Here is a 21536-nt window from a genome sequence, read left to right as displayed (position 1 = left end):
GCTCGCCGACCACCTCGGCGACCACGGCTACCAGGAGCGCGGCCTGCCCGGCCTGCGCGAGCGGATCGCCCGCCGCTACACCGAACGCGGGCTGCCGACGACCCCCGCGCAGGTCATGGTCACCAACGGCGCGCACCACGCGTTCGTGCTGGTCCTGCGCATGCTCGCCGGCCCCGGCGACCGGGTACTGGTCGAGCAGCCGACGTACCCGAACGCCCTGGAGGCGATCCGCGCGGCGCACGCGATCCCGGTGCCGATCGCGCTCGACCCCAGCGGCGAGCGCGGCTGGGACATCGCCGGCGTCGACGCGGCGCTGCGGCAGGCGTCACCGCGGTTCGCCTACCTCGTCGTGGACTTCCAGAACCCGACCGGCCTGCGCCTGGACACCGGCGGCCGCGAACGGCTCGGCGCGGTGCTGAGCCGCGCGCGGACGCCGGTCGTCGTGGACGAGACGCTCGTCGAGCTGGACCTCGAAGGCGACCCGCTGGCCGGGCCGCCGCCGCTGGCCGCGTTCGCCGGCGACCTGGCGATCTGCGTGGGCTCGGCGTCGAAGACGCACTGGGGCGGGTTGCGGCTCGGCTGGATCCGCGCGTCGGAGGACCTGCTCGGCAGGCTGGTTTCCGCGCGCTACGCGGTCGACCTGGGGTCGCCGGTGTTCGAGCAGCTCGTGCTGACCGAGCTGCTCGACGACGAGAGCGCGCTGACCCGCCGCCGCGAGGAACTGCGCGGCTACCGCGACGCGCTGGCCGGCGCGGTGCGCGAGCACCTCCCGGACTGGACGTTCGCGCTGCCGGAGGGTGGCTTGTCGCTGTGGTGCCGGATGCCGGAACCGGTTAGCTCGCGTCTCGCGGTCGCGGCGGCGAGCCACGGCGTCCAGGTGGCGCCCGGCTCGCGCTTCGGTGTCCACGGTGGACTGGAGCGCTGGATCCGGCTGCCGTTTTCGCTGCCGCCGGAAACGATGGAGCAGGCCGTCCGCCGCCTGCGCACGGCCGAAGCGTCGGTGCGCGGCACGCCGGAATCGCTGGCCGCGCCGATCGCCTGAAACGACGAACCGGTGCGCTGGATGCGAGCCTGCTCCCAGGGATGGGCGGCGTTCGGGTGCATCCAGCGCACCGGTCCGGCGGTTTCACACCCCCGCTCGCGGACGTGACCCCGCTCGCGGGTAACCGCTGGCTTCCCGGCACAGCCCCTCGACGTGCCGGGAAGCCCGCGGCTCAGACGTGCTCTCGGTACTGCGAGTCCTCGCTCGGCGCGGTGAGCAAGGGCTCCCGGAGCGCGTCCGGTGTGGGTCCCGGCGCCGCGGGGGCAGCGCGGCGCCGGGACCGGGATCCGACCCGGCCGGGCGCGGTCGGCCGGTCGGAAAGACTGTGGTTTCGCATGGTGGTGCGCCCCTGGGGTACGAGACGTGAAAGAGTCACGGATTGCGTACTGGAGCTGGGGATTCGTCACGCGATGACGGCGTCGACGTGCGTCGAGTTGATCTTGGTTTGGACGCAGGTGTCCCCGGCTGCCCGGTGCGGGGTCAGTCGGGGGAGGTGGTGGGCAGGGCGGCTTCCCTGCCGGCGCCGTCGACGTCGTGGTCGCGGCTGGTGCCGATGAGCTTCAGCTGGGTGGTGGTGACGTCGTCGGTGTGGACGGCGAACGCGTGGCGCGCCCCACCGGGACCGTCGTGGCCGGGAGTGGCGGTGGGAGCCGGCGCGCTCGGGGCGGTGGTGCCGCCGGGCAGGCCGGGCGTGGTGTCGCCGCCACCATCACGGGCGTGCACGCCGGAGTCGCGCGGCAGCTCCTGCTTGACCTGCTGCGGCACCTCGTGCCGGACCACGACGAACCGCGCGGCGCCGCGGGCGGCGCTCTGCGGAGCGGCCTCGACGGGCGCGGTCACGACGGCGGCTGGTGCTTCGGCGGGCACCGTCGCGACGAGGGTGGTGGCCGACGGGACGGTGACGGTCACGCCGCCGGAGTTCGAACCGCCGTTGAAGATCGGGCCGAGGACGTCGTCGAGCGGCAGCAGGACGGGCGCGCCGGGGTTGTTCGCGGGCGGCTGGGTGAGCGGCGCGAGGACGGTGTGGGACAGCGTGTCCGTGACGACGCCGACCGTGCTCGTGACCGTGGTGAGGGTGCCGCCGACCACGTTCAGGACGCCACCGACCAGGCCGCCGAGGAGGCCGGTCTGAGAGGTGGTCTGGGTGTCCGTGTTGAGGACGCCGCCGACCAAGCCGCTGAGGAGGCCGGTCTGGGGCTGGGTTGTCTGGGTGTTCGCCGCGGGCTGCTCGGCGGTGGTGGTGCCTTGGGCCGGCTGGGTCTTCGCGGCGGGCACGGTCTCGACCGGCGTGGTGTCGGTGGCTGCAGCCTCGCCCGGAGTGGTGTCGGCGGCGGTGCTGTTGACCGGCTTGGTCTCGGTCGGCGTGGACTCGGTGGCCGGAGTCCCGGCGGTCGTGGCGTCGCTCGCCGTGGTGTCGGCGGCGGCGGTGTCGGCGGGCTGTGTCTTGCCTGCCGCGGTCTCGCTCAGCGTGGTGTCGGTGGCCGGAGTCCCGGCTGCCGTGATGTCGCTCAGCGGGCCGTCGGCGGCGGTGCCGTCCGCCTGCGTGGTCCCGGCCGGATCAGTCGCCGCGGTTTCGCCGGGCTGCTGCGCGCACGCGACGGCGCCGGTTTCCCGGTGGCTCTTGCGGTGGTGCTTGGCGTGCGAGAAGGGCTTCGCGGCGTGGTCCACAGTGGAGGCCACGGGCGCCTGCGGGCAGGCCGCCTGCTCGACCGCGCCGGCGGTGCTCCCGGAAAGGGCCGCGGTGAGCAGCCACCCGGCGAGCGTCAGGCCGCCGGCGACGAGGATCTTGGCGGCAGGCCGCTGCAACGCGCCCGCCCACGGCCGCGGCGCCCGCCCGCGCGCGCGAAAGTGGCCGGCGACGGCGCCCTCAACGGTTTCCCGGCGATCTTCACCCGCGGTGAACACAGGCCGGCGCGGGGCGCTGCGGCGCGAATTCGCCGTGCTGCTCACCGCCACCACCACCGTCCGCGCCTGAAGTCTGTTCTCGCTGGGGTCTTTCTCCGGCCAGGTCGCAGTTCCCCCGGGGCTGCACTCTTTCTAGCACCGCTCGGGAGTCTTTCATCTCTCCCGCGTTCGATCCAGCCCGTAAGGCGGAACGGCCCTACCGGTCAAGGTCTCTGCGGCCGACAAGTTGATCACTCTCAGTGCCGTTCGGGTGTTCTCGTGCGGCCATTCGGAGGAGTGTCGCAAATTGCCCGTCCGGGCGCTGACCTGATGTTTCCGTGAATGCGCTCGCCTTCGGTATCACTTCGGAAACGGTGCGTGCCCGAGCCGCGCGCCTTCCGCGATGTGGGACACACCTCAAGTCGTCAGACCAGTTTGCGCAATCGGGTGATGGCTTCGTCGATGACTTCGTTGCGCTTGCAGAACGCGAAGCGAAGGAGGTGTTTCCACTCTTCCGGGTGATCGGTGAACACCTTCACGGGGACCGCGGCGACGCCGACGCGGCCCGGCAGTTCCCACGCGAGGTCGGCGGCGTCGGTGAAACCCAGCGGCCGGACGTCGACGCACACGAAGTACGTGCCCGCCGTCGGGCGGACCGCGAAACCGGCGTCCGCGAGGCCCGCCGAGAGCCGGTCGCGCTTCTCCGCCAGTGAGTCGCGCAGGCCGTCGACCCAGGGGAGCTCGTGGTCGAGCGCGTGCGCCACCGCCGGCTGCAGCGGGCCGCCGGAGACGAACGTGATGAACTGCTTCGCCGCCTTCACCGCCGCGACCAGTTCCGGCGTCGAACAGACCCAGCCGATCTTCCAGCCGGTGCAGTTGAACGTCTTGCCCGCGCTCGAGATGCTCACCGTCCGCGGCCGCATGCCGGGCAGCGTGACCAGGGGGATGTGCTCCGCGTCGTCGAACACGAGGTGCTCGTAGACCTCGTCGCAGATCGCGATCAGGTCGTGCTCGACGCACAGCGCCGCCAGCGCTTCCAGCTCGGCGCGGGTGAACACCGTGCCGGTCGGGTTGTGCGGCGAGTTCACCAGCACCGCCCTGGTCCGCGGCGTGACGGCGGCGCGCAGCCCGTCGACGTCGAGGCCGAAGCGGCCGTCCTCGCCCTCGACGAGCCCGACGACCCGCCGCTCGGCGCCCGCCATCGCGACCGCGGCGGCGTAGGAGTCGTAGTACGGCTCGATGACGATGACCTCGTCGCCGGGCTCGGTCAGCGCGAGCAGCGTCGCCGTGATGGCTTCGGTCGCGCCCGCGGTGACCAGGATCTCGGTGTCCGGGTCGTACTCGGTGCCGTAGCGCAGCCGGTGCCGGGCGATCGCCGCCCGCAGCTCCGGGCGCCCGGGGCCGGGCGGGTACTGGTTGGCGCCGCCGAACAGCGCGTTCTTCGCGGCGTCGAGCATGCCGGCCGGACCGTCGGTGTCCGGGAAGCCCTGGCCGAGGTTGACGGCGTCGTGCTTGACGGCCAGCGCGGTCATCTCGGCGAAGATGGTCGAGGTGAACGGCCGGAGGCGGGGGACGAGAGCAGGTTCGCGCACGATCAGCCATCCTCACGGACAATGGTGATGTGGAGCAACTGACCCCCGCCAAGGTGACGCCCGCCGACCCGCCGGGCGGTGCAGCCGGTGAAGAGGAAAAGCGTCGCGCGCTGCGCAAGATGAAGCTGGTCGCGCTGTCGTTCCTGCTCGGCGCCACGCTCGTGTTCCTGCTGACGAGCTGGGCGCAGTCCGCGGGCTGGCCGGGCTGGGTCGGCTACGTGCGCGCGGCCGCCGAAGCCGGCATGGTCGGCGCGCTGGCCGACTGGTTCGCCGTCACGGCGCTGTTCCGGCACCCGCTCGGGCTGAAGATCCCGCACACGGCGATCATCCCGAACAAGAAGGACGCGCTCGGCAACAGCCTCGGCGACTTCGTCGGCTCGAACTTCCTGTCCGAGGAGGTCGTGCGCGACAAGCTCAAGCGCGTCGAGATCGCGCGGCGGCTCGGCGGCTGGCTGGCCCAGGAGGAGAACGCCGAGCGCGTGACGTCCGAGCTGGCGACGATGGTCCGCGCCGCCGTGAAGGTGCTCCGCGACGACGACATCCAGGCGATCATGGAGCAGGCGGTCGCGCGGCGGATCATCGACAAGCCGTGGGGACCGCCGCTGGGCAAGATCCTCCAGGGCGTCTTCGCCGACGGCGCGCACCACAAGCTCGTGGACCTGATGTGCGACCGCGCGTACGAGTGGGTCCGCGACAACCACACGACGATGCTGCGCGTGGTGTCGGACCGGGCGCCGAGCTGGTCGCCGAAGTTCGTCGACGAGATGCTCGCGGACAAGGTCTACGGCGAGGTCCTGTCGTTCGCGTGGGCGGTGAAGACCGACGTCAACCACCCGATGCGGCTGGCGCTGGACAAGTTCCTCGGCGAGTTCGCCCAGGACCTGCAGACCAACCCCGAGGTGATGGCGCGCGCCGAGCAGGTCAAGGGCCAGATCGTGCACCACGAGGAGGTCCAGCGCCTGATCGGCTCGGCGTGGAGCACGGCGAAGGAGATGCTCCTGACGGCGGCCGAAGACCCGTCGAGCGAGCTGCGCCGCCGCGTCCGGCTGGGCTTGACGTCGCTGGGGACGCGGCTGGTTTCGGACGACCAGCTGCGGTCGAAGGCCGACGGCTGGGTCGAGGGCGCCGCGGCGTACCTGGTGAAGAACTACTCGCGCGAGATCACGACGATCATCACCGACACGGTCGAGCGCTGGGACGCCGAGGAGACGTCGCGCAAGATCGAGCTCCAGGTGGGCCGCGACCTGCAGTTCATCCGGATCAACGGCACGGTGGTGGGCGCGCTGGCCGGGCTGGTCATCTACGCGGTCGCGGAGCTGTTGTTCTGACGGGTGGGGGCTATACCACACCTGGGGGAGCTTCAGACCAGTTGTCCACAGGAAGCTGAGTTATCCCCCGGGTTATCCACAGGTTTTCACGGTGATGGCCTAATGGCTGTCCACAACGTGTGGGGGTGTGGGTGGCCGGGGCGTGGATATGTGGTGGCGTGGGGTTGAGTTGTCCACAGCCGTTCGTGGGTCCGCCGCTCGGATGAGAGGCGGAGTGGCCGGTCGCCTGGTGGCGTGGTCTGCCCGGCGTCGCGGGGATGTCGTGAATGGGTCATTTATGTCGTCTGGTGAAGTGAATGACTCATTCATGTCGTCGCGGATGGCCGGATCGGCCGTGCTGCCCGACTTTGCCGGGGCCCTGACGTCCGACGAGGTGAACGACCCTTTCATGACATTCCGGGCGAGCGCGGCGCAGTCTCAGCCGGCCGCGGCCGTGCGCGCTCGCCAGCCGCGGGCCTTCTCGCGGTTGCCGCACACCCGCATCGAGCACCAGGTGCGCGAGCGGTTGCGGGACTCGTCGTAGAACGCCCACAAGCACGTGTCCGCCGGGCAGATCTTCAGCCGGATCCAGTCGCCGCGCACCACCAAACGGGCACAAGCCGCGAACACCGCGCCGACCGCGTCGTCGGCGACCAGGGCCGGGCCTTCGTCGGTCAAGGAAATCCTCGTGCCGACGTCGAGGCTGCCGCCGGGGAGGCGGGGGTCGCCGATCGCCGCGCGCAGGGCGTCGCGTGCCGCGCGGGCTTCGGGGGCCGGGTTCGCCCGCAGCGCGTGCCCGGCCGCCCACTCGCGCCACTGCCCGGGATCTTCGAGCAGGTCAGTGCCCTCTTCGACGTTGACCGTGTTGAGGAACTCCACCACGAGGGAGGCGTCGGTGTGCACGCACCGAGTGTACGGCGGCCGGTGGTTGCTCCCGCGTCGGATAACCCACATAATGCGAACGACGGTTACTGGAAAGGAGTGCGCATGAGTGCGGTACCGACGCTGGGTGTGGTGGCCCTCGACTGTCCCGACCCGGTCGCGCTGGCCGGGTTCTACCGGGCGGTGCTGGAGTGGGACGCGCCCGAAGTCGCCGAAGACGGGCACTGGGTGACGCTGGCCAACCCGCTCGGGGGCGCGGGGATCGCGTTCCAGCGGGTGCCCGACCACCGGCCGCCGTCGTGGCCGTCGGCGGAGAACCCGCAGCAGCTGCACCTCGACCTGAACGTCACCGACCTCGAAGCCGCGCACGAGCGCGTGCTGGGTCTCGGCGCGAAACTGCTGGACGACGCGCCGAAGACGTTCCGCGTCTACGCCGATCCCGCCGGGCACCCGTTCTGCCTCTGCGCGTGCTGAGGGACAGCGGGGCCGAACATGCGTAGGCTCTGATGTGTGATTTGTCCGAAGTGTCAGAACCAGATGCGGACCGTCGACAAGAACGGCATCCACATCGACCAGTGCGACGGCTGCCGCGGGATCTTCCTGGACCGCGGTGAACTCGAGGCGATCGTCGGTGCGGAGAGCTCGTTCTACGGCCGGCAGCCGCCGCAGTACCAGCCCGGTCCGACGGCGCACTACGGCCGTCCCGACTCGCCGCGCCCGTACCGCGGCGGCCACCCGGACTCGCCCAAGGCGTACCGGGGCGGCTACTCGGACTCGCCACGGCCGCACCGCGGTGGTTACTCGGACTCGCCGCGCCCGTACGGGCACGGTCACCGCAAGCGCAGCTTCCTCGAGAACCTCTTCGACTGAGGTGGGTCTCGACCTGCGGATCTGCCCGGCGTGCGGCGACCGGGCCGAGCGCCCGGTCGTCTCCGGCACGACGCTGGAGTGCGCGCGCTGCGGGCACGAATGGCCGTTCCTGAAGCTGCCGCTGTTCGCGCTGACCGGTCCGAGCGGCGCGGGCAAGTCGACGCTCGGGCCGCTGCTGGCGGCCCGGTTCGGCGGTGACGTCGTCGTGCTGGAGCAGGACGTCCTCTGGACGGGCGCCCTGCGCGACGACGTCCCGGCGTTCCGCGCGGCCTGGCTCCGGATGGCGGCGATGCTGCACCAGAACGGCCGCCCGGTCGTGCTGTGCGGCACCGTCGCGCCCCCGGAGTTCGAGCCGCTGCCGGAGCGCGCGTTCTTCAGCGACATCCACTACCTGGCGCTGGTGGGCTCGCCTTCGTCGCTGCGGGCCCGGCTGCGGGCGCGCCCGGCTTGGCGCGAGTGGGACGAGCCCCGCATCGAGGAGATGCTGGAGTTCACGGCCTGGCTGCGCGAGTCGGCGGCCGAGCTGGGGGTCGAACTCCTCGACACGACCGACGTCACGGCGGAAGCGGCGGCCGACCACGTGGAGAAGTGGATCCGGGCCCGGCTGCCTCAGCCGAGCGGCCAGGTGCGGCCGCCGGGTTCGTCGAGCCAGAACTCCTGGCGCGCCTCGGTCACCGTGACGCCGAAGCGGTCGCGGTCCGGCTTGTCGAGCTCGCACCAGTCGACGTAGGCCGCCTCGGCGATTTCCCACAGCGCGCGCGGGCCGCCCTGGGCGACCTCGTCCGCGCCCGCGCGCTTGCGGTGGCGGACCCACGAGCCGTCCGGGTGGACCAGCGCCACGCCCGGGGCTTCCTCGTCGCCGCCGTCGCGCACCGCCCGGACGCCCGGCAGGGCGAGGCCGGCGAAGAACTCGAACTGCCTGCGGGGCTGCAGGACCGCCGAAATCGGCAGGCGCGTCTGCTCCCAGTCCCCGCGCGAGGGCATCGGGAGCGGGTCGGCGTGGGGCAGCCGGTGCGCGCGCAGCGGCATGAACCGGCCGTCGCGCGCCAGGACGCGGCCCCGTGCCGAGCCGTCCTCGCCCGCCACGAGGCGGATCAGGCCGGCGCCGATCGGCCGGTTCAGCGTCGTCACGACCAGGCCGCCCGGTTTCGTCTGCGCCAGCCACGGGAGCGGGATCGAGGACACCGACGCCGTGCACAGCACGCGGTCGAACAGCACGCCGGCCGGGAAGCCGAGCGCGCCGTCGCCCACCGCGCACGCCGGGTGGTAGCCCGCCGCGGCCAGGTGGCGGCGCGCTTCCCCGACGATCACCGGGTCGATGTCCACTGTGGACACCTGGCCGGCGCCGCAGCGGTGGCTCAGCAGCGCCGCGTTGTAGCCGGTGCCGGTGCCGATCTCGAGCACGCGGTCGCCGTCCCGCACCCGCAGCTCCTCCAGCATGATCGCCATGATCGACGGCATGCTCGACGAGCTCGTCGGCGTGCCGGCCACCGGGCCGTCGCGGCGGGCGCGGTCCCAGCGGTCCGGGTCGTCGTCCAGCTGCGTGACCAGGACGTCGCGCGAGTAGACGGTCTCCAGCCAGCCCGGATCGGTGTGGTCGACCGCCGCCCACAGGCCACCCGCGGGGGCGAAGAACCGGGGCAGGAAGACGTGGCGGGGCACCGCGCGGAAGGCGGCGATCCACTCCGGGGCGTGCAGGACGTCCTCGTCGAGCAGGTACTCGACGAGGCGCCGCCGCAGCCGGGCCGAGCGCGTCATGCGACCACGTTAGCGGTGCAAGTCACACTCGATGGTTGCAAGCAGAGTGCTTGCAATAGCTAGCACTCGCGCGTACCGTCGAAGGTGTCGCGAGGAGGTGACCGGATGGCAGAAACCGGTGGGACCCAGCCCGGATCCGGCAGTCCCATGGAGAAGGTCGCGGACATCGCTTCCGACATCGGCGAGTACATCCGCCAGCAGCGCAACACCGCGAAGATTTCGTTGCGCCAGCTGTCGAAGCTCGCCGGCGTGTCCAACCCGTACCTGAGCCAGATCGAGCGCGGGGTCCGCAAGCCCAGCGCGGAGATCCTGCAGCAGATCGCCAAGGGCCTGCGCATTTCGGCGGAAGCGCTGTACGTGCAGGCCGGGATCCTCGATCTGCCGACGGGTGGTCCGGTGGGCGACGCGATTCGCGCCGACGCCGAGCTGACCGAACGGCAGAAGCAGGTCCTGCTCGACGTCTACGAGTCCTTCCGCCGGGAGAACGCCGCGGCACGGCCGGCCGCCGAGTCCGCTCCCACCCCAGACACCCCAGACACCACTCCAGCCGCAGACACCAAGGAGTCAGCATGACCACGCCCAAGACCGAAGACGTCAAGAAGGCCGTCAACACCGCCCTCGACCAGGTCCGCACCCCGCTGCTCGCCGCGCTCGGCGCCGGCAACCTGGCCACGCACGCCGTCACCGACGCCGTCGCGAAGGCCAAGGAGAACGTGACCAAGGGCAGCGAGACCGCCCGCAAGAACCTGCAGGAGCTGCCGACCGACGTCGAGAGCCTCCGCGAGAAGCTGGACCCGGCCGAGCTGCGCAAGGTCATCGACGAGTACACCGAGGCCGCGCTCAAGCTGTACAACAAGCTGGCCGAGTCGGGCGAGCAGGCGTGGGACAAGTTCGCCGCGCAGCCGCAGGTCAAGAAGGCCATCGAGCAGCTCGAGGAGGCCGTGGCCACCGCGCAGGGCCAGGTCGAGGGCGTCACCACCGAGGTCCGCGAGCGCGTCGACGGCGTGCTGGGCACCTTCACCAAGCGCACCCGCTCGGTCGGCGAGAAGACCGCCCGCAAGGTGACCGAGGTCGCCGGCGACGCCGCCGACGCCATCGAGGAGCTGGGTGACGACGTCGCCCACGAGACCCGTTCCGCGAGCCGCAAGGTCGCGAACAAGACGGCTCCGAAGACGGCCGCCCCGGCCCGCCGCACCACCACCAGCACCACCACCAGCGCCGCCGCGAAGAAGCCGGCCGCGCCGAAGACCGACAAGTAAAAACGTCGTGAACGCCCGGCCCCGCCCCCGGACCCCCGGTGGCGGGGCCGGGGTCGTTCGGGCGGTTTGCCGTAAGCTGTGGCTGTGCTAGTCGCCATCTGGATCCTCCAAGTCGTCCACTGGGGCAGCGCGCTGGTCGGCCTCTTCGCCTTCGTGCACGCGCTGCTGCAGCGCGCCGACGCCTACTCCGCGGCCGACCGCAAGACCAAGCCGATCTGGATGCTGATCACGGGCGCCGCGACGCTCGCCATGGCGCTGTTCGACGTGATGGGCCCGGGCATGATCTTCTGGGTGCCCGCGATGGCCGCCGTGCTGGTCTACATCGTGGACGTCCGCCCCAAGCTGATCGAGGTCCAGCGCGGTGGCTCGAGCTGGTAGCTAGGGTGGCGGGGTGACCTGGACCATCGCCGGGAGCCTCACCGTCGTTCCCGCCCCCACGCGTACTGACCTGCTCGCCGAGCCGGTGGCCAAAGCGCTGGCCGCGCTCGCCGACCCGGACGCCGTCGGCGTCACGGAGATCGACCCCTCGCTGGCCGACACCGCCGCCTTCTGCGAGGCCTACGGCTCGCCGCTCGAGGCGTCCGCGAACTGCGTCGTCGTCGCCGGCAAGCGCGCGGGCGAAGTCCGGTTCGCGGCCGCGCTCGTGCTCGCGACCACCCGCGCCGACGTCAACGGCGTGATCAAGCGCCGCCTCGACGTGCGCAAGGCGTCGTTCGCGCCGATGGACGAAGCCGTCGCGCTGACCGGGATGGAGTACGGCGGCATCACGCCCGTCGGCCTGCCCACCGAGTGGCCGGTCCTGCTCGACAAGCGCGTCGCGGACGCGCCCGAGCTCGTCATCGGCAGCGGGATCCGCGGCAGCAAGCTGCTGATCTCCGGCGCCGCGCTGGCCGCGCTGCCCGGCGCGGAGGTCATCGAGGACCTCGCCCGGTGACGTCCGTCTGGCTCCGGTACCTGACCGGTGCCGACATCGACTCGCTCGGCATCACGGACGCCGACATCGTCGGCGCGGTCGAGGACGTGCTCGCCGACCACGGCCGCGGCCAGGTCGTCTTCGAACCGCGCACGCACCTAGTGCCGGACAACGGCGGCAAGGGCCACTTCAACATCCTTCGCGGCCACCTGTCGGCGAAGCAGGTCAGCGGTGTGAAGGTCGTCGGTGACTTCGTGGGGAACTTCGAGCGGGGCCTCCCTTCCGAAATGGCGTTGATCCTGCTGCTGGACCCGGACACGGGCATGCCGCGGGCGATCGTCGACGGCACGATGATCACCGAGGCCCGCACCGGCGCGATGACCGCCGTCGGCGCGAAGTACCTGGCGCGCCCGGGTTCCCGGGTGCTCGGGCACATCGGCGCCCGCGGTACCGCCTGGTGGAACGTCGTCCTCCTCGACTCGTTGTTCGACTTCGCCGAGATCCGCGTGACCAGCAAGCGCCCGGAGTCCCGTGAGGACTTCGGCCGCCGGCTCTCCGATCGGCTCGGCAAGGACGTCCGCGTCTGCGCCACGGCCGAGGAGACCCTGGACGGCGCGGACATCCAGGTCGAGGCCTCCCGGCTGGTCGAACCCGAAGCGCTGGTGCGCCGCGAGTTCCTCCGGCCGGGCACCTTCCTGGTGCCCTACGGCACGATCAGCGCGCTGGAGCTCACGCTCCTCGACGACATCGACAAGGTCGTCGTCGACGACTGGCGCGAATCCCAGTCCGGAAACCCGCGGTTCGGCGCCCTGCGCCCCCAGCTCAACGCCGGCCTCCTCGCCGCGGACGGGGTCCACGCCGAGATCGGCGACGTCGTGGCCGGGAAGAAGCCGGGCCGCGAGCACGACGCCGAGCGGATCCTGTTCTGGCACCGCGGACTGTCCACAACGGACGTCGCGGTGGCGGACATGATCCTGGCCCGTGCCGAGGCTTCCGGCGTCGGCACCATGCTGCCGTACCGATGATCGTCACCGACAGCGGTTTCGCCGACGGTGAACGGTTGGTTCTGGCCAAACCGCTGGTCAGCGAGCTGCGGCGGCGCCGGGAAGAGGTCTTGACGGCGCTCGGCTCGGAGTCGCCGGTCTACGGCGTCACCACCGGCATGGGCCGCCTGGCGGGTGTCGCCCTCGACGCGCGGCAGCAGGCCGAGCACCAGCGGAACCTGCTGATCGGCCGCGCGGTCGGCGGGCCGCCGTGGCTGCCGACGCGGGACGTGCGCGCGCTGCTCGTGGTGCGGCTGCGGGATTTCCTGCAGCCGTGGTCGGGCGTGAGCGTGGAACTGGTGCAGTTCCTGGTGGACCGGCTCAACGACGGGTTCACGCCCGCCGTCCCGCGGTCCGGGCTCGGCAGTTCGGGCGAGATCATCCCGCTGGCGCACGCGTTCCAGACTTTCCTCGGCATCGGAACGGTCCTCGAGGACGGTGTCGAGGTCCCGGCGGCCGACGCGCTCGCTTCGCGGGGTGCCGAGCCGTACGTGCTGGGGCCGAAGGAAGGTGCTTCGCTGCTTCAGGGTTCTCCGCTGGCGGTGGTGCACGCGCAGCGCGGCTGGGCCGACGCGCGGCAGCTCATCCGCCTGCAGACGCTCACCGAGGCGATGGCGATCGACGTCCTGGGCGCCCCGCGCGAGGTGTTTTCCCCGGTCATGGCGGGCGGCGACGACCACCTGCGGTCCGTGCTGCTGTCGCTGGGCGGGCTGGCGGGTGACGGCCCGGTGCGCGCGGGCGTGGTGCAGGCGCCGCTGTCGGTGCGGGTCGCGCCGCGCGCGCTGGCCCACGCTTCGCGCGTCAACGCCGAACTGGAGTCGGCATTCCGGCGCTGGGCGACGATGCCGGGCGATTCCCCGTCGTTCGTCGACGGCGAGTTCATCCCGGGCACGGGCTACCACGCGGTGGACCTGGGCCTCCGGATGGACGCGGTGACGGCGACGCTGGTCCACCTCGGCGAGGTTTCGGTGCAGCGCCAGCACCGGCTGCTGGACGAGCGCTTCAGCGGGTTGCCGGCGCAGTTGACGACGGATCCGGGGCCGCGGGCGGGGTTGGTCCCGTTGCACAAGCGGGCGGTGGGGGAGCTGCATGCGTTGCGGCGCTTGGCTTCGCCGGCGACGCTCGGTTCGGTGGACACGTCGGCCGGGCAGGAGGACGTCCAGGCGTTCGCTTGGGCGGCGGGCGAGCAGCTGCGAGCGGCGGCTTCGCACCTTTACGCGATCACGGCCTGCGAGCTGGTCACGGCGTCCCAGGCGCGATGGCTGGCGGCCGACGGGGTCGCGGGGCTGCGTGAGGCGTACGAGTGGGTGCGGTCGGTGGTTCCGGTGGTGGAGGAGGACCGGTCACTGGGTGCGGAAGTGCGTCGGCTGATCGAGGAACTGCCGGACGCGCTGGGGTGACCGTCGGGCTCAATTCCCAGGGAGGGCCGCGACATAGGCGGTAGCGAAGCCGCGAATGGTGCTTTCCGGCACGACGCCCGCGAGCGCCTCGACGGCCAGCCTGACACCGGGTGCGTCACGGCCGCCGAACTGTTCCCGCAGGTAAGCCAAACCCGTCGCCGTGACGGCACCGACCCGGTCGTCTTCCAGCAGTTGTTCGAAGCGGAGTGCCACCTCGGACGGCCGGGTGCCCGCCATCAGCCGGTAGACGTCGCCCGCGTCCTTGGCGTGCAGCCGACCGGGGTCCGTCGTGCTACCGGCCAGCCGGTCGTGGAGCTTGTGACTCTTCGCCACGAAGAGCGCCGCAGGTCCTGCGACGTGCACGGCGATTTCGCGGGAGTCCGATTCCTCCAGGGCGGTGACGACCATCAGTTGCCGGTCGACTACGGCGGTTTCCAGCCCTGGCACGGCCCGGGCGGCCATCTTGTCGTGCGGGTCGATGCGGACGCTGCGCCGCCCGGTCTCCGCGAGCGTCGTACCGATGAGCAGGTCCAGTTCCACGGGCACGCTCTTCCCGGCTACCTCCTCGTACGTGAACCAGAGGCCGGCCTGGTGGGCGTCCAGCCGTTCGAATCCGGCTTCGAGCAACGCTTTCTGGATCAGCGGCTCGTCGGGGAGCAGTGCCGGATCCAACCCGAGATCACCGTCGGAGGTGTAGGTGCCGGTGGTGATCGGCACGTGCTCGGTGAGGAGGTGAACAGCCTGCGCTCCGACCACCGTGATGGCGTCGCGGTGCGCCTCGAGGGCGATCAACCCGTTGAGCAGCACTCGCCGGGCGACGGGCGCCAGTTCGTCGATCTTGACGTCGTCGGGAACCTTCGACAACTGATGTCTCACATTCTTTGCGAGCTGGGAGATGCGGGTGGCCACGGGATTCGCCACGGACCGGTGTCCGCGGCCAAGTGCTTCAGGACGGCTTCGGCCTCGGCGGGCATCCGTCCGGGGCCGCTCAGCCCGTCGATCACCAGCTGGGTGGGTGCGACGTGGGGGACGCCGTCGACCTGCCGGACCCGGCGGAACACGATGTCGTCGTGCGCGCGCAGGAACAGCACGTCCGCGTCGCCGTCTGACCGCAAGAGCCCGAGGCGCTCGGCCCAGGAGTCCGGCGTGTGCGGTCCGGCGTCGACGTAGAACATCAGCTGCCCGCCGGAGGTCGAAGGGGCGATCGCCCGCGCGGCGAACGGGCCGGTGATGGCGATGCCGGAATCCTGGGGACCCAGCCCACGCAGAGTGCGCAGCACGGCCTCCGGGCCGGTGGGGGAAACCATGCCGACGAACGAGTTGTGCCGGAGCAGGCTGTACGTTTCGGCGCGAGCGCGGAGGAGTCCTTCCCAGTCGGTCCGCACGATCGTGCGTCCCTCGCGGCCGATCAGCAGCTGGTCCTCCAGCTGTCCCAGCAGCCGCGAGACCCACGGGAGACTGGCACCGGTCTCCTCCGCGATTTCGGTTGCCCGGTAGGGCGGCTCGAAATCGGCCAGGAACCGCACGATCCGGCCGGCGCGAGGTCCGGCGAGGGTCACGTTCTTCGGCCCCGCGGCGCTCTGCCGGGGTGCGTTGGTGGCGCCGTGGGTGAAGATCCGGATGGCGGGCACGCTCACCGACCAGTCGACGTTACCGGTCAGGTCGAGGTAACCCGCCCCGCGCGCTCGCAGTTCGTCCTGCGTCCGCCGGGAAAGCCAAGGTGCCACGACGAGAAGGGCGGGCGGGCTGCTCGTCTGGCCGAGGATCTCCTGGATGAGGCCGACATCCCGCTGTGCCACCCGCGGTGTCATGTTTCGGTACGCGGCCACGAGCACCTCGGTGTAGCGGCCGCTGTCGGGTGGGGTGATCGTCAGGCGGGCGTCGAAGAAGGAGCGCTGCGTCCGGGTATCGGGCGTTGTGGTCTCGGCGACTTGCCAGTCCTCGCCCAAGAGGGATCGCAGAGCCTGCACGGCCCGGCTGACCAGGTCGTTCTCGCTGCCGTCCCACTCGATCACCTGGTGAGTGTGGCACGCGGGCAAGTCTGCTAGCAAGCAAACTTGCCCGGAAACAGTGACTTTACCCGTCCGGTAAAGTGAACAGATTGGGTAAAGTTACTCGAAAGAGTCACTTGCCTCGCCTGGGCAAGTTCTAGCTGTGCGCAACGTCGTGGGGCGGAACCCCGCCTTCGGTTCGCTGGAAGGACGGGTGTGACCGTCGAGCTGATCGGGCGCGCGGCCGCGATGTTCGCCGTCACCAACGTCGACGATCTCGTGCTCCTCGCCGTCTTCTTCGGCCAAGCCGCCGGCCGCCGGAACCAGCTGAAGGTCGTCGCCGGGCAGTTCCTCGGGTTCGCCGCGATCCTCGCCGTCTCGGTTGCCGGGGCGCTCGGGGCCGGGCTGCTGCCCGGTGACGCCGTCCGGTGGCTCGGCGTCCTGCCGATCCTGCTCGGCCTGCGCGCCGCTTGGCAGGCCTTCCGCCCGGGCGGCGACGACGAACCCCAGCCGCGGGCCGGAGTGCTCGGGATCGCTCTCGTGTGCTTCGCCAACGGCGGTGACAACGTCGGCGTCTACGTTCCCGCCTTCGCCGCCGGCGACGATCTCGCCGGGTACGTCGTCGTCTTCCTCGCCGGTGTCGCGGTCTGGTGCGTGGCCGGGTGGTTCCTCGCGACCCGGCCCGGTGTCGCGCGGGTGCTCGCCCGCTACGGGCACCTCGTGCTGCCCGTGGTGCTCGTCGGGCTCGGGGTGCTGATCCTCACCGGTGCGTTCTAGCGGCGGGCGTTCTGCAGCGCGAGACCCCGGGGCGTCGCCACGCGCGTGATCAGCGCGAACGCGCCGTCGCACAGCAGCGCCAGGATCACCGCCGCGAGGCCGCCCGCGAAGATCTGGCCGTAGCCCTGGGCGCCCAGGGCGAAGCCGTCGACGATGTAGCGGCCGAGGCCGCCGCCGTCGTTGACGATCGCGCCGATCGCCACCGTCGCGATCAGCTGGAGGAACGACACCCTCGCGCCCGCCAGGATCACCGGGGAGGCCAAGGGGAGTTCCAGCCGGAGCATGATCTGCCACTCGCGGTGGCCCGTGCCGCGGGCGGCGTCGACCGTCTCCTGCTCCAGGGACACCACGCCCGCGTACGTGTTGGTGAACAGCGGCGGCATCGCCAGCGCCACCAGCGCCAGCAGCAGCGGCCAGAACGTCGTGTCCAGCTCCCAGCGGCTGGCCAGGAACCAGAACAGGATGATCAGCCCGAAGCTCGGGATCGCGCGCCCGATGTTCACCGCGCTGCTCGCCAGGAACGCGCCGCGGCGGTAGTGGGCCAGCCACAGCGCCAGCGGGATCGTCAGCAATGCCGCGATCGCCAGTGCCAGCAGGGAAAACCGGAGGTGCTCCACCGTCCGGTACGGGACGCCCGCCTTGTCCGTCCAGCTCCAGCGGTTCGGGTCCGCGAGCCACGCGTTCAGCTGGTCGAAGAAGCTCATCGCGCCTTCCGGGTCCAGGGCGCCAGCACCCGCTCGCTGAGCCACAGCAGGAGGTCCACGACCACCGCCAGCACCACCGACAGCCCCACGCCGACGATGATCTCCGTCGGGTTCGGCGTCGCCGTCTGGATGCCGTGGCGGATGAAGTAGCCCAGACCGCCGAGGCCGAGCATCGACGTCACCGTGACCAGGCCGATGGTCGTCACGGCCGCGACGCGCAGGCCGGCGATCACCACCGGCAGCGCGAGCGGCAGCTCGATCTGCCACAGCAGCCTGCCGCGCGTGTACCCCATGCCGATCGCGGCTTCGCGGACTTCGTTCGGCACCTGGTCGACGCCGGTGACGATGTTGCGGACCAGGATCAGCAGCGTGTACGTCGCCAGCGGGATCACGGCCGACACGAACGAAAGGCCGAAGAACGGCACCAGCACGGCGAAGGCGCCCAGGCTCGGGATGACGTACAACGCGCCCGCCGCGCTCAGGATGAACCCGTACGACCAGCGGAAGCGCAGGGACAGCAGCGCCAGCCCGATCGAGACGAGCAGCCCGGCCCCGAGCGCGACGCCGGTCAGCGAGATGTGTTCGAGCAGGCGCTGGACGATGTCGTCGGCGTTGCGGTCCACCCACTTCCACTGGAAGATCGGGGGTCCGCTGTCGGCGGCCAGCGGCGTCACCGCGCTCACGTGCACCCGGCGACCTTACCCCGATCGGGCCGTTCGAATTCCGAACGCTGGGAATTCGGGCGGTTTTCTCCCAATATGTGGGCACTTGTCGGTGGGCGGGGCTAGGGTCCTTTCGTCTGTTCGAGTGACGAAGGAGTGGGGATTCGTGCGCTGGTTCCGGAACGCGTCCGTGGTGGCGGTGGCCGTCGCGGCGACGCTCGGTTTGGCCGCCTGTGGGGGTGGCAGCGACAGCGGTGACAAGCCCGCCGCGCAGAGCAAGGGGGGAGCGCCGATCGTCGTCGCGTCCTTCAACTTCACCGACAGCCAGATCCTCGCCGAGATCTACGCGCAGGCGCTGGAAGCCAAGGGCTACCCGGTGACGAAGAAGCTGAACCTGGGCTCGCGAGAGCTGATCTACCCGTCGCTGAAGTCCGGCGAACTCCAGTTCATCCCGGAGTACCAGGGCGCGGCGATCACCACCGGCTTCGGCAAGGAGGCGGGCAAGACCGCGCAGGAGGAGCACGACCAGCTGGCCAAGCTGTTCGAGCCCAGCGGTGTCGGCCTGCTGAACTTCGCCCCGGCGGAGGACAAGAACACCTACATCGTCAAGTCGGACCTGGCCAAGGAAAAGGGCATCGCGTCCATCAGCGACCTGAAGAAGCTCGACAAGGTCGTCATGGCGGGCCCGCCGGAGTGCGAGAAGCGCCTGCCGTGCTTCCTCGGCTTCAAGGAGACCTACAAGCTGGCGAACGCGACCTTCCAGACCATCCAGGAAGCCGGGCCGCGGGTCGAGCAGCTCAAGTCCGGTGCCGTCACGGTGATCCCGGTCGACTCGGTCAGCCCGCTGACCGGCGACTCGAACTACACGGTGCTCAAGGACGACCTGAACATCGTCCCGACCGAGAACGTCGTGCCCGCGGTGAACAAGAAGGTGCTCGACGAGCGCGGCGCCGACTTCGCGACCGCCGTCAACGCGGTGAGCGCGAAGCTGACCACCGACGTCATGCGTGACCTGAACAAGCGCGTCGACTCCGACGGCGAGAAGGCCGAAGACGTCGCGAAGGACTGGCTGGCGCAGGCCGGTCTCTAAGCGGTACCGCGCACGACCCAGGCGCTCGCCGAGAGCGGGATCGAACCGTCCGGGCCGGTGGGCAGGCGGCTGCGCAGGAGTTCACGGATCTGGTCCCGGCGGGCCTCGGGGAGTGTCGCGAGGTACGCCGGGGCCGGGCCTTGTGCGCCGAGGAACGGCTGCCAGTAGTCGTCGAAGTCGCGGAACACCGTGGGGATCTTGATTTCGCCGACGGACACCGCCGCGAAGCCCGCCTCCGTCCACAAGCGACCGAACGGTTCCGGGCGGCACAGCGGGAACCGGCGGCCTTCGTGGTTTTCGGCGACGGCCGGGTCCAGTTCGGCCGCGGTGTCCCAGAAGATCCGGATCAGCTCCATGCCCTCGGCGAGGTCCCACAGGTACGCCGCGGCCAGGCCGCCCGGCGTGGTCACCCGCGCGATCTCCGCCGCCGCGCGGGCCGGGTCCGGGACGAAGTTCAGCACCAGCCCCGACACCACCGCGTCGAAGCGGCCGTCCGGGAACGGGAGCGTCTGCGCGTCGGCGACCGAGAACGACGCCCGCGGGTCGGTGACGCTCGCGCGGGCCGACTTCAGGAAGCCCTCGGACGGGTCCACGCCGACGACCTCCGCCGGGTCGGCCGCGGTCAGGACCGCCGACGTCAGGGCGCCGGTGCCGCAGCCGACGTCCAGCCAGCGCCGGCTCGCCGGGACGTCGAGCCGGCGGACGAACGTCTCCGCGATCCGGCGGCTCCAGCGTCCGATGTAGGCCTCGTAAGCGTCGCCTGACTGCCACATGCCCCGAGTACAGCACAAAAAGCGCTGGTCAGCCCTTGGCCAGGTCGTCCGTCGCGGTGTGGCCCGCTGACGTCGTGCGGCGCAGGAAGCCGGCGATCAGCGCGAGTTCTTCTTCGTTGTAGCCGGCGCAGAGTTCGTCCATCGCGGTGTTCATCCCCGCGTACAGGCGGAACAGCTCCGCGTTGCGGCCGCGGACCGCGCGCACCGCCACCGAGCGGCGGTCGGCCGCCTCCGGGTCGCGCTCGCGGACGATCCAGCCGCCCTTCTGCAGCCGGTCGAGGATGCCGGTCATCGTCGCGGGGTGCAGCCCGGCCCGCCGGGCCACGGCGCTCGGGCTCAGCGGACCGTGCCGGGCGATCAGCTCCAGGCAGTCCAGGTCGACGTCCTTGAGCGCGAGGTGCGCGCTGACCTGGTGGTTCAGCAGCGACAGCTGGTTGCGCAGCTCCCGGAGCGCCTCCTTCACCGCGACGGTCGACCGGCGACGGCGGCCGCCCGCATCGCCATCTGATACGGAAGTCATATGATATGCTCCTCTTATCATCTGGACTTCAGGCATCAGCGTAACCCGGGGGAAGGGCTCACCATGATCGTGCTCACCGGAGCGACCGGCCTGGTCGGTCGCCTGCTCACCGCCGAACTCGCCGGCCGCGCCCGGATCGTCACGCGTACCCCTCCGGCAGAGGCCTTGCCCGCGGAGGTCTTCGAAGGCGACCCGTCGCGGCCCGAGACCCTCACGGACGCGCTGCGCGGCGCGTCCACGCTGTTCCTCCACCCGCGCGCGGTCGGCGACGCCGCGTACGAGCTGGTCGCGCTGGCCCGCGACCTCGGCGTCCGCCGGGTCGTCGCACTCGCCGCGGCCAATGTGGACGACGACCTCGCCGCGCAACCGTCGCGCTTCCGCGGCGACCGCAACAAGGAGGCGGACGACGCCGCCGCGACGAGCGGGCTCGAGTGGGTGAGCGTGCGGCCCAGTTCGTTCGCGCTCAACGCGCTCACCGCGTGGGCCGGCCAGATCCGCGCCGGCGACGACGTCCGGTACGTGCACGCCGGGTTCGAAGAGTCGCCGCTGCACGAGCGTGACCTGGTCGAGGTCCTGGTCCGTGCGCTCGTCGACGACGACCTGCTCGGCCGCCGCATCGACCTGACCGGGCCGGAGTCCCTGTCGCACGCGGAGATGGTCGCGCGGATCGGGACGGCGCTCGGCCGACCACTGCGGTTCCACGAGGTCCCGGCGGAGGCCGCCGCGCGCGGGATGATCGCGAGCGGGCTCCCGGAGCCGTTCGTGACGGCGATGATGGCCCGGTACGCCGCCCACCTCGCGAAGCCGCAGTTCCCGCCGAACGCCGAGGTGGAGAAGATCCTCGGCCGGCCGGCGTTGACTTTCGCGGAGTGGGCGGCGGAGCACGCCGCCGACTTCCGGCCGGCGGGCTGATTCGGACGGACCATGGCGCCCGGCGTTGCGCGGGCCGGGCTGGCTCGGGCGGTCAGGCCGCGAATCGGTGCGGTTGCGCACGCTGGTCGACTTGCCGGGTCTGGGCGGGGCCGCGGCCGCGCTGAGCCGCTGAGTCGGGCTGGCCCGGCCTCGCTGG

Annotated in this window: 23 protein-coding genes and 1 pseudogene; 14 read left to right on the top strand and 10 right to left on the bottom strand. The window is 71.3% G+C overall.

The features are described 5' to 3' along the window. On the top strand, positions 1–1042 hold a 1042-nt coding region (locus G3I65_RS30390), incomplete at its 5' end, for a PLP-dependent aminotransferase family protein (protein WP_160699149.1). Positions 1043–1522: 480 nt separating this feature from the next. Here the strand turns inward: G3I65_RS30390 and G3I65_RS30385 are convergent. Then, positions 1523–2992, bottom strand: coding sequence for a hypothetical protein (locus G3I65_RS30385; RefSeq protein WP_203612549.1), 1470 nt, complete (start codon positions 2990–2992; stop codon positions 1523–1525). Between the two features lie 359 nt (positions 2993–3351). Then, positions 3352–4518: a pyridoxal phosphate-dependent aminotransferase gene (locus tag G3I65_RS30380; protein WP_125305783.1), complete on the bottom strand. Its 1167-nt coding sequence runs from the start codon at positions 4516–4518 to the stop codon at positions 3352–3354. A 29-nt stretch (positions 4519–4547) separates the two neighbouring features. Between G3I65_RS30380 and G3I65_RS30375 the strand changes: the two genes are divergently transcribed. Continuing rightward, positions 4548–5846, top strand: coding sequence for a DUF445 domain-containing protein (locus tag G3I65_RS30375; protein WP_160699147.1), 1299 nt, complete (start codon positions 4548–4550; stop codon positions 5844–5846). Between the two features lie 417 nt (positions 5847–6263). Here G3I65_RS30375 and G3I65_RS30370 read toward each other — a convergent pair whose 3' ends face one another. Further along, a complete protein-coding gene (locus G3I65_RS30370) occupies positions 6264–6728 on the bottom strand; it encodes a CGNR zinc finger domain-containing protein (RefSeq protein WP_160699146.1) in 465 nt (154 codons plus the stop codon). A gap of 84 nt (positions 6729–6812) precedes the next feature. Here G3I65_RS30370 and G3I65_RS30365 point away from each other — a divergent pair, with 84 nt between their 5' ends. The 3 genes and pseudogenes from G3I65_RS30365 to G3I65_RS30355 form a co-directional block, all read left to right on the top strand. Continuing rightward, positions 6813–7181: a VOC family protein gene (locus G3I65_RS30365; protein WP_125305780.1), complete on the top strand. Its 369-nt coding sequence runs from the start codon at positions 6813–6815 to the stop codon at positions 7179–7181. Between the two features lie 36 nt (positions 7182–7217). Further along, entirely contained in the window at positions 7218–7577 is a 360-nt protein-coding gene (locus G3I65_RS30360; RefSeq protein ID WP_375336734.1) for a zf-TFIIB domain-containing protein, read from the top strand. Between the two features lies 1 nt (position 7578). Continuing rightward, a pseudogene (locus G3I65_RS30355) lies at positions 7579–8187 on the top strand (nucleoside kinase); the annotation flags it as partial. Here the strand turns inward: G3I65_RS30355 and G3I65_RS30350 are convergent. Further along, positions 8187–9335: a methyltransferase domain-containing protein gene (locus tag G3I65_RS30350; RefSeq protein ID WP_160699144.1), complete on the bottom strand. Its 1149-nt coding sequence runs from the start codon at positions 9333–9335 to the stop codon at positions 8187–8189. The pseudogene G3I65_RS30355 and the gene G3I65_RS30350 sit on opposite strands and share 1 nt — an antisense overlap. Before the next feature lie 147 nt (positions 9336–9482). Between G3I65_RS30350 and G3I65_RS30345 the strand changes: the two genes are divergently transcribed. From G3I65_RS30345 to G3I65_RS30320, 6 genes are all read left to right on the top strand, one after another. Then, positions 9483–9908 carry a helix-turn-helix transcriptional regulator gene (locus tag G3I65_RS30345; protein ID WP_160699151.1) on the top strand — a complete coding sequence of 142 codons (426 nt, stop codon included), beginning with the start codon at positions 9483–9485 and terminating at the stop codon, positions 9906–9908. Further along, a complete protein-coding gene (locus G3I65_RS30340; protein WP_160699143.1) occupies positions 9905–10594 on the top strand; it encodes a hypothetical protein in 690 nt (229 codons plus the stop codon). Before G3I65_RS30345 ends, G3I65_RS30340 begins: the two co-directional genes overlap by 4 nt. Positions 10595–10678: 84 nt before the next feature. Then, the gene (locus tag G3I65_RS30335; protein ID WP_086859002.1) at positions 10679–10972 is read left to right on the top strand and encodes a DUF2516 family protein; all 294 of its coding nucleotides are present in this window, start codon (positions 10679–10681) and stop codon (positions 10970–10972) included. Positions 10973–10985: 13 nt separating this feature from the next. After that, positions 10986–11528, top strand: a complete 543-nt coding sequence (locus tag G3I65_RS30330) for a YbaK/EbsC family protein (protein ID WP_160699142.1) — start codon at positions 10986–10988, stop codon at positions 11526–11528. Then, on the top strand, positions 11525–12532 hold the full coding sequence (locus G3I65_RS30325) for an ornithine cyclodeaminase family protein (RefSeq protein ID WP_160699141.1): 1008 nt from the start codon (positions 11525–11527) through the stop codon (positions 12530–12532). The genes G3I65_RS30330 and G3I65_RS30325 overlap by 4 nt, the downstream gene beginning before the upstream one ends. Further along, the gene (locus G3I65_RS30320; protein WP_160699140.1) at positions 12529–13950 is read left to right on the top strand and encodes an aromatic amino acid lyase; all 1422 of its coding nucleotides are present in this window, start codon (positions 12529–12531) and stop codon (positions 13948–13950) included. Before G3I65_RS30325 ends, G3I65_RS30320 begins: the two co-directional genes overlap by 4 nt. A gap of 9 nt (positions 13951–13959) precedes the next feature. Here G3I65_RS30320 and G3I65_RS30315 read toward each other — a convergent pair whose 3' ends face one another. Both G3I65_RS30315 and G3I65_RS30310 read right to left on the bottom strand, forming a co-directional pair. Beyond that, entirely contained in the window at positions 13960–14859 is a 900-nt protein-coding gene (locus G3I65_RS30315) for a hypothetical protein (RefSeq protein ID WP_203612548.1), read from the bottom strand. Then, the gene (locus G3I65_RS30310) at positions 14823–15965 is read right to left on the bottom strand and encodes a helix-turn-helix domain-containing protein (RefSeq protein WP_160699139.1); all 1143 of its coding nucleotides are present in this window, start codon (positions 15963–15965) and stop codon (positions 14823–14825) included. The genes G3I65_RS30315 and G3I65_RS30310 overlap by 37 nt, the downstream gene beginning before the upstream one ends. 192 nt (positions 15966–16157) lie before the next feature. On the opposite strand from G3I65_RS30310, the gene G3I65_RS30305 reads away from it, so the two are divergent. Beyond that, complete coding sequence (locus G3I65_RS30305) at positions 16158–16718, top strand: cadmium resistance transporter (RefSeq protein WP_160699138.1); 561 nt, start codon at positions 16158–16160, stop codon at positions 16716–16718. On the opposite strand, the gene G3I65_RS30300 is transcribed toward G3I65_RS30305, so the two are convergent. Next, positions 16715–17422, bottom strand: coding sequence for an ABC transporter permease (locus G3I65_RS30300; RefSeq protein ID WP_160699137.1), 708 nt, complete (start codon positions 17420–17422; stop codon positions 16715–16717). The two genes, G3I65_RS30305 and G3I65_RS30300, sit on opposite strands and share 4 nt — an antisense overlap. Further along, on the bottom strand, positions 17419–18111 hold the full coding sequence (locus tag G3I65_RS30295; protein WP_160699136.1) for an ABC transporter permease: 693 nt from the start codon (positions 18109–18111) through the stop codon (positions 17419–17421). The genes G3I65_RS30300 and G3I65_RS30295 overlap by 4 nt, the downstream gene beginning before the upstream one ends. A 139-nt stretch (positions 18112–18250) precedes the next feature. Here G3I65_RS30295 and G3I65_RS30290 point away from each other — a divergent pair, with 139 nt between their 5' ends. Next, the gene (locus G3I65_RS30290; RefSeq protein ID WP_160699135.1) at positions 18251–19174 is read left to right on the top strand and encodes an ABC transporter substrate-binding protein; all 924 of its coding nucleotides are present in this window, start codon (positions 18251–18253) and stop codon (positions 19172–19174) included. Here G3I65_RS30290 and G3I65_RS30285 read toward each other — a convergent pair. After that, a complete protein-coding gene (locus G3I65_RS30285; protein ID WP_160699134.1) occupies positions 19171–19947 on the bottom strand; it encodes a class I SAM-dependent methyltransferase in 777 nt (258 codons plus the stop codon). The genes G3I65_RS30290 and G3I65_RS30285 overlap by 4 nt on opposite strands. Positions 19948–19975: 28 nt before the next feature. Continuing rightward, complete coding sequence (locus tag G3I65_RS30280; RefSeq protein WP_160699133.1) at positions 19976–20467, bottom strand: MarR family transcriptional regulator; 492 nt, start codon at positions 20465–20467, stop codon at positions 19976–19978. A 63-nt stretch (positions 20468–20530) separates the two neighbouring features. Here G3I65_RS30280 and G3I65_RS30275 point away from each other — a divergent pair, with 63 nt between their 5' ends. Further along, entirely contained in the window at positions 20531–21379 is an 849-nt protein-coding gene (locus G3I65_RS30275; RefSeq protein WP_160699132.1) for an NAD(P)H-binding protein, read from the top strand. The last annotated feature ends 157 nt before the right edge of the window (positions 21380–21536 follow it).

The organism is Amycolatopsis sp. SID8362, from assembly GCF_010550475.1.
Lineage (GTDB): Bacteria > Actinomycetota > Actinomycetes > Mycobacteriales > Pseudonocardiaceae > Amycolatopsis > Amycolatopsis eburnea.
Note: the sequence above shows the minus strand (reverse complement) of the source record. Positions and strands in the feature narration are given on the sequence as shown.

Bases quoted from the DNA above. Each gene is read 5' to 3' on its own strand.
- G3I65_RS30365 (WP_125305780.1), top strand. From the start codon at position 6,813: ATGAGTGCGGTACCGACGCTGGGTGTGGTGGCCCTCGACTGTCCCGAC.
- G3I65_RS30350 (WP_160699144.1), bottom strand. From the start codon at position 9,335: ATGACGCGCTCGGCCCGGCTGCGGCGGCGCCTCGTCGAGTACCTGCTC.
- G3I65_RS30345 (WP_160699151.1), top strand. From the start codon at position 9,483: ATGGAGAAGGTCGCGGACATCGCTTCCGACATCGGCGAGTACATCCGC.
- G3I65_RS30340 (WP_160699143.1), top strand. From the start codon at position 9,905: ATGACCACGCCCAAGACCGAAGACGTCAAGAAGGCCGTCAACACCGCC.
- G3I65_RS30320 (WP_160699140.1), top strand. From the start codon at position 12,529: ATGATCGTCACCGACAGCGGTTTCGCCGACGGTGAACGGTTGGTTCTG.
- G3I65_RS30300 (WP_160699137.1), bottom strand. From the start codon at position 17,422: ATGAGCTTCTTCGACCAGCTGAACGCGTGGCTCGCGGACCCGAACCGC.
- G3I65_RS30285 (WP_160699134.1), bottom strand. From the start codon at position 19,947: ATGTGGCAGTCAGGCGACGCTTACGAGGCCTACATCGGACGCTGGAGC.
- G3I65_RS30280 (WP_160699133.1), bottom strand. From the start codon at position 20,467: ATGACTTCCGTATCAGATGGCGATGCGGGCGGCCGCCGTCGCCGGTCG.
- G3I65_RS30275 (WP_160699132.1), top strand. From the start codon at position 20,531: ATGATCGTGCTCACCGGAGCGACCGGCCTGGTCGGTCGCCTGCTCACC.